Origin of the sequence: Saccharomonospora sp., from assembly GCF_027317685.1 — a bacterium.
In the GTDB taxonomy this organism is placed as follows: Bacteria; Actinomycetota; Actinomycetes; order Mycobacteriales; family Pseudonocardiaceae; genus Saccharomonospora.
In genome coordinates this window covers 1-5,867 of sequence record NZ_DAHVQP010000075.1, presented here as the reverse complement: position 1 = coordinate 5,867, position 5,867 = coordinate 1, and the positions used below count along the sequence as shown (strand labels likewise).

At 65.8% G+C, this 5,867-nt stretch carries 6 protein-coding genes; all 6 read left to right on the top strand.

Annotated elements, in window-relative coordinates; all coding sequences use genetic code 11:
• On the top strand, positions 1 to 446 hold a 446-nt coding region (locus M7H19_RS08930; RefSeq protein ID WP_298179486.1), incomplete at its 5' end, for a hypothetical protein.
• Positions 447 to 462: 16 nt separating this feature from the next.
• Positions 463 to 1,965, top strand: a complete 1,503-nt coding sequence (locus tag M7H19_RS08925) for a hypothetical protein (protein WP_298179483.1) — start codon at positions 463 to 465, stop codon at positions 1,963 to 1,965.
• 56 nt (positions 1,966 to 2,021) lie between these two features.
• Positions 2,022 to 3,467 carry a phage portal protein gene (locus M7H19_RS08920; protein ID WP_298179482.1) on the top strand — a complete coding sequence of 482 codons (1,446 nt, stop codon included), beginning with the start codon at positions 2,022 to 2,024 and terminating at the stop codon, positions 3,465 to 3,467.
• Positions 3,433 to 4,242, top strand: a complete 810-nt coding sequence (locus M7H19_RS08915) for a hypothetical protein (protein ID WP_298179480.1) — start codon at positions 3,433 to 3,435, stop codon at positions 4,240 to 4,242. The genes M7H19_RS08920 and M7H19_RS08915 overlap by 35 nt, the downstream gene beginning before the upstream one ends.
• 93 nt (positions 4,243 to 4,335) lie before the next feature.
• Positions 4,336 to 4,836, top strand: coding sequence for a hypothetical protein (locus tag M7H19_RS08910; RefSeq protein WP_298179477.1), 501 nt, complete (start codon positions 4,336 to 4,338; stop codon positions 4,834 to 4,836).
• 32 nt (positions 4,837 to 4,868) lie between these two features.
• Complete coding sequence (locus tag M7H19_RS08905) at positions 4,869 to 5,792, top strand: phage major capsid protein (protein WP_298179474.1); 924 nt, start codon at positions 4,869 to 4,871, stop codon at positions 5,790 to 5,792.
• Positions 5,793 to 5,867 lie beyond the last annotated feature (75 nt).

The following is a 5,867-nucleotide window of genomic DNA, read 5'->3' as shown; positions in this document are numbered from 1 at the left end:
TAGGTCCCGTTGAAGCGATAGCGCGTCGTTTCTTGCAGCTGTGGCTCATAGTGCTGCGCGTCGTATCCGGTGACGAGCAGGCGTTTGGGGGAGTAGTGCCGATCTCTCCCCTGGAATTGAAAAACCCCTATCTGGAGGTGGTCGCGATGTCGAAGCGGTCTCACCTTCAGGCTGTCGGTCCGGACACGCCGGTGCCGCGGAAGACGCCGAAGACGATCACGGAGGCCCTGGATGGGTCGAGTCGTGACGTGTTGGCGGCGATGCGTCGTGCGTTGGCGAAGAAGCTCGACGATGGCGAGGTTTCGTCGAACGCGATTGCGTCGGCGTACAAGGAGCTGCGGGAGTTGGATCGGCTGATTCGGGCTGCGGACGCTGAGGACGACGCGGAGGGGGTGCCGGATGCCGGCAGCGCCCGCCGTCGATCGTTCGACGCTTCGGCTCTCTGAGGTTGCCCGTCATGTCGTGATCCCTGAGGGGATCGTTGACTCGTTGTGGTTCGAGGTCGAGCCGCGTGTGGCCGAGTTCGGTATCGAGTTCGATGTGTGGCAGGACGGCGTTGCGCAGGTCATCCTCGGTTTGCGTGAGGATGGCATGTTCGCTGCGACGGTCGGCGGGATCACGCTGTCGATTCCTCGGCAGGTTGCGAAGACGTTCATCGTCATGGTGCTGGTCTTGGCGCTGTGCACGCTGTACCCGAATTTGACGGTGTTGTGGACGGCGCATCGGACGCGGACGGCGACGAACACGTTCCAGAAGATGAAGGCGATGGCGCTGCGGCCCGCGGTGCGCGGCTACTTGAAGCCGGGGTCGAACCAGGGCACGGCGATCCGGGACGCGAACGGTGAGCAGGAGATCCCGTTCAAGAACGGTTCACGGGTGCTGTTCGGTGCTCGTGAGGCTGGCTTCGGTCGTGGTTTCGACGAGGTCGACATCGAGGTGTTCGACGAGGCGCAGATCCTCACGATTAGGGCGCTCGAGGACATGGTGGCGGCGACGAACCAGTCGCGGTTTCCGTTCGGTGCGCTGCTGTTCTACATGAACACGCCGCCGCGGCCGAATGACCCGGGCGAGATGATCCTTGCTCGCCGGGCTGAGGCGCTGGAGCACAAGAAGGGGCTGCCGGACTTCGGGGAGCCTGTGGTCGCCGGTGACGCGGTCTATATCGAGTGCTCGGCGGACCCTGACGTTGGGAAGCCGGGTGGCCCGTCGTTGGATGACCCGAAGCAGGTTGAGAAGGCGAACCCGTCTTATCCACATCGGACGCCGCCGGTGGCGGTGGCCCGGCTGCGGAAGAACATGCCGGATGATGCGTCGTGGCGGCGTGAGGGTCTCGGTGTCTACGACGACGTGGTTCTCGATCCTGCGGTGATCCCTCGGGCGGCGTGGGAGGCGCTGGGTGTCCCGGAGGCGCCCACCGAGGGCATCGACTCGTACGGGGTGAAGTTCTCCCCGGATGGGGCGACTGTGGCGCTCTGCGCGGCCCGCAAGACCGAGGACGGTGTCATCCATCTCGAGCTGATCGAGCGGCGGTCGATGGGTGGCGGCACGGGTTGGCTCGTTGAGTGGCTCGCTGGTGGCGAGGTGCCGCGGTGGCGGAAGGCCGCCCAGCTCGTGGTGGATGGTAAGGCGCATGCCGGGAACCTCGTGAATGCGCTCCGTGCAGCGGGTGTGCCGGCACGGGTGATCGTGACACCGACGACGGATCAGGTGACGGCGGCGCATTCGATGCTTGTGGATGCCGTGAAGGCGAAAACGATCACGGTGCTGGCGCATCCGGGGCAGGCGACGTTGGTGGATTCGGTTGCGGCTTCGGCGCGGCGTGAGATTGGGAAGACGGGCGGTTGGGGTTTCCGGCCGATTGGTGATGGGGAGTGCACGTCCGCCGAGTCGGCGGTGATGGCCCATTGGGGAGCGAAGACGTCGAAGCGGCGTCCTGGACGTAAGCAGAGGGTGGTGGTTGGCTGATGTCTACTGCTCTCGTGCCGCCAGTGTCAGTTCCGACTGACGTGTATGTGGCTTCGATGGATGGCGCCGACCTGGACCTGCTGCGGACGCTTCTGGACCAGTGGGCTAACAAGGTGCGGCGTAACCAGCTGCGGATGACGTATTACGACGGGAAGAACCGGCTGCGGGATCTTGGGATCGCTATTCCGCCGCAGCTGAAGTCTGTCGAGACTGTTGTGGGGTGGCCGGCGAAGGCTGTTGATGCGCTGGCGCACCGGATCGTGTTTGACGGGTTTGTATTGCCTGGTGACCAGGAGGACCCGTACGGGCTGTCGGCGGTGTTCGCGGATAACCAGATGCGCATGGAGTTGCCGCAGGCGATCACATCTGCGTTGATTCACGCGGTTTCGTTCCTCTCGGTGACGCACGGTGACACTGAGGCGGGGCAGCCGGAGATTCTGGTGCAGGCACGGTCTGGGATGTACGGGACTGGTCTGTGGGATCGTTCGACTCGTTCGCTGCGGGCTGCGCTGTCTGTGTCGGATGTGGACGCGGAGGGTGTGCCGACCGAGATGGTGTTGTACCTGCCTGATCGGGTGGGGCACATCGTGCGGTCTGCTGGGGGTCGTTGGTCTGCTGCGTGGCGGCGGAACCCGGTCGGGCGGGTGCTCGTGGAGCCTCTGGTTTACCGACCTGACCTTGACCGCCCGTTCGGGCGTTCGAGGATCTCGCGGCCGGTCATGGCGATCACGGATGAGGCTGTGCGTACCGTGCTGCGGACAGAGGTGTCGGCGGAGTTCTTTACTGCCCCGCAGCGTGCGCTCCTCGGTGCGGATGAGGATGTGTTCACCGATCGGGACGGGACCCCGATCCCGGAGTGGCTGGCGGTCATCGGGCGGCTGTGGACTGTCGGACGTGATGAGTACGGTGAGCTGCCGCAGATCCACGAGTTCAAGCAGATATCGTTCCAGCCGCACAACGACCATCTGCGGATGATTGCCTCGCGGTTCGCTGGTGAGGTGTCGCTTCCGCTGGGGGCGTTGGGCATCGTGCAGGACAACCCGGACTCCGCTGAGGCGATTTATGCGGCGAAGGAAGACCTGGTTATCGAGGCCGCCGACGCAGCCACGGCGTTTGGTACGCGTTTGGTCCGGACGGGGCAGAACATCGTCATGTTGCGCGACGGCTTGACCGAGCCTCCAGATGAGTTGCGGTGGTTGGAAGCGAACTGGCAGAACCCTGCGACGCCGTCTGTGGTGTCCGCCGCGGATGCGGTGGTGAAGCAGGTGGCCGCGGTGCCGTGGCTGGCCGAGTCGCCGCTGATCTTGAAGCGTCTGGGCTATAACCAGGCCGAGGTCGTGCAGCTTCTGGCTGACAAGCGCCGCGCGGAGCGGGCTATCCAGATGCGTGAGCTCATTTCGGGGCGTCGGGTGGCCGAGTCGTCGCTGTCGTCGGTTTCGTCTGATGTGCCGGTGCCGACGACTGGTGGTGACCCTGGTATGGCTGCTGATGCGGGCCGCTGATCTGGCGTATCGGCGGGCCACGCTCGAGGTGGTCGTGTCGCAGGCCCAGGAGGATTTGGGGGGGCTGTGGCGGTCGCTGCTGTCTGATCCGGTGGAGCGGGCGGCCGCGGGGATGCGTGAGGCTGTGCCGGCTGTCGCTGAGGTGTACGGGGCCGCGGCGGCTGAGAACGCGGCGATCTGGTACGAGGACGTGCGGCCGGCGGGTGCTCCTCGGTTTGAGGCGCGTGTGTACCGTCCGGTGTCGTTGGCTGAGGCTGAGGGGTTGGCGACGTGGGCTGTGTCGCCGGCGTTCGCGGGTGACACGGCGGGGGCGTGGACGCGGCTCGCTGGGACGGTCCAGCGGCTCGTTGCCGACCATGACCGGGTGACGGTCGAGGAGAACGTCACGAAGGACCCTGCCGCGTGGGGGTGGCGTCGCCGCGCTTCGGCGGACGCCTGCGCGTATTGCGCGTACATGGCTGTGGTGCTGGACCAGCCCGACTATGAGACCGCCGCTCGGAAGTACCACGACGACTGCCGCTGTGTCCCTGTGATGGCGTTTCACGGCCAGCAGGTGCCGGAGCAGCCGAACGAGCGTGAGTGGCTGGACGTGTTCGACAAGGCCCGTGACGTGATTGACGCGGAGCGGAAGAAGCTCCCGGGCTGGAACACGCTCAAGCGTCACGAGCGGTCGAAGAAGTACCCCGAGTACCAGTTGACGACAAAGAACATTCTGGCTCGCGCTCGGCGCTTGGAGCCGGACCTGTTCCGCGACGGCGTCCGCGCCGTCACTTAGAGACGTACTGCCGCACGGCAGGCGAACCCTTGTCCATTCCCCGCAGGTGCCCGCACGGGCTGCTGTGGCGATCCCGCACGGGAGAGGTAACCGATGAGCGACAACCCGGCTGTCGAGCCGACCGATCCGACCGGAGCTGCCCCCGAGGCCGCACCCATCCAGCCGGAGGCGCCTGCACAGGAGCCTGCGATCGACTGGAAGGCCGAGGCCCGCAAGTGGGAGCAGCGCGCCAAGGAGAACAGCGCCGCTGCCAAGCGGCTCGCTGAACTCGAGGAAGCCGCGAAGACCGAGGAGCAGAAGCGCGCCGAGGAACTCGAGGCCCTGCGGGCCAAGGTCACCGAGTACGAGACCCGTGAGCAGATCAACGCGTGGAAGGCCGACGTCTCCAAGGAGACGGGGGTCCCCGCCAACGTGCTCGCTGGTTCGACGCTCGAGGAGATCAAGGCGCACGCCGAGCAACTCAGACCGCTCATCGCTGCCCAGGCCCCTGTCAAACCTGCGCCGCTGATCGTCCCTGCGGAGGGGAAAACGCCGCCCGCGTTGAACTCTTCCGCGCTCGAGGACGCGCTGCGTAAGGCGGTCGGGGCCAACTAGACATTCACCCTTCCCTGTAAAGGAGAGCCGTTATGGCCCCCATCACTCGCGCCGACTTCGAGGGTTTCCTTGACCCCGCCGAGTCGGCCCCCATCTTCAACGAGGCCCGTCGCGGGTCTGTGTTCCAGCAGCTCATCCGTCAGGTGCCGCTTGGCATCAACGGCCAGAAGATTCCGGTTCGTGTTGGTCAGACGACCGCGAACTGGGTCGGTGAGGCGCAGCGGAAGCCGCAGACTGAGCTCGGGCTGGACCTGCTTCACATCGAGCCGAAGAAGCTCGCCGCGATCGCCGTTTCCTCGGCTGAGGTTGTTCGGGCGAACCCCGGCGACATCGTCGGTGAGATTCGCTCGGACCTGGCCGGCGCGTTCGCTACCGCGTTCGACCTCGCTGTCGCCTACAACGTGGGCGGCGACGGGACGGGGACGGGCCCGTTCGACAACTACCTGGCTGAGACGACTAAGTCGGTCACGCTCGGCACTGCCTCCGGCGCGCAGGGTGGCATCCACGCCGATCTTGTGGCCGGTATGCGCCTCCTCGTCAACGACGGCAAGAAGCTCCGCGGGTTCGCGCTCGATGACAGCGTCGAGCCGGACTTCTGGGGTGCTGTCGACGGCAACGGGCACCCGCTGTACGTCAACCTGCCTACCGATGACGTCTCCCAGACGATCGCTCGTCCTGGGCGTCTGCTGGGGCGGCCGTCGTTCATGGGCGAGGGCGTCGGGCATGGGGATGTCGTCGGGTTCGGTGGCGACTTCTCCAAGGCTGCCTGGGGTGTCGTCGGTGGCATCAACTACCGGGTGTCGACCGAGGCTGCGGTCACCCTCAACGGGTCGCTGGTGTCTCTGTTCGAGAACAACCTCGTGGCGATCCTGGCCGAGGCCGAGTACGGGTTCGTCGTCGCCGACACCGACGCGTTCGTGAAGTACGAGCGTGCCGCTGCTGGCGGTGGTGACTGATGGCTAAGCGCCGTCAGCCCGTTCGGGCTGTTGCTCTGACCGACCCGTCGGGGGTCAGGGTGACGGTTGCTGAGT

Bases quoted from the DNA above. Each gene is read 5' to 3' on its own strand.
- M7H19_RS08920 (WP_298179482.1), top strand. From the start codon at position 2,022: ATGGATGGCGCCGACCTGGACCTGCTGCGGACGCTTCTGGACCAGTGG.
- M7H19_RS08905 (WP_298179474.1), top strand. From the start codon at position 4,869: ATGGCCCCCATCACTCGCGCCGACTTCGAGGGTTTCCTTGACCCCGCC.
- M7H19_RS08910 (WP_298179477.1), top strand. From the start codon at position 4,336: ATGAGCGACAACCCGGCTGTCGAGCCGACCGATCCGACCGGAGCTGCC.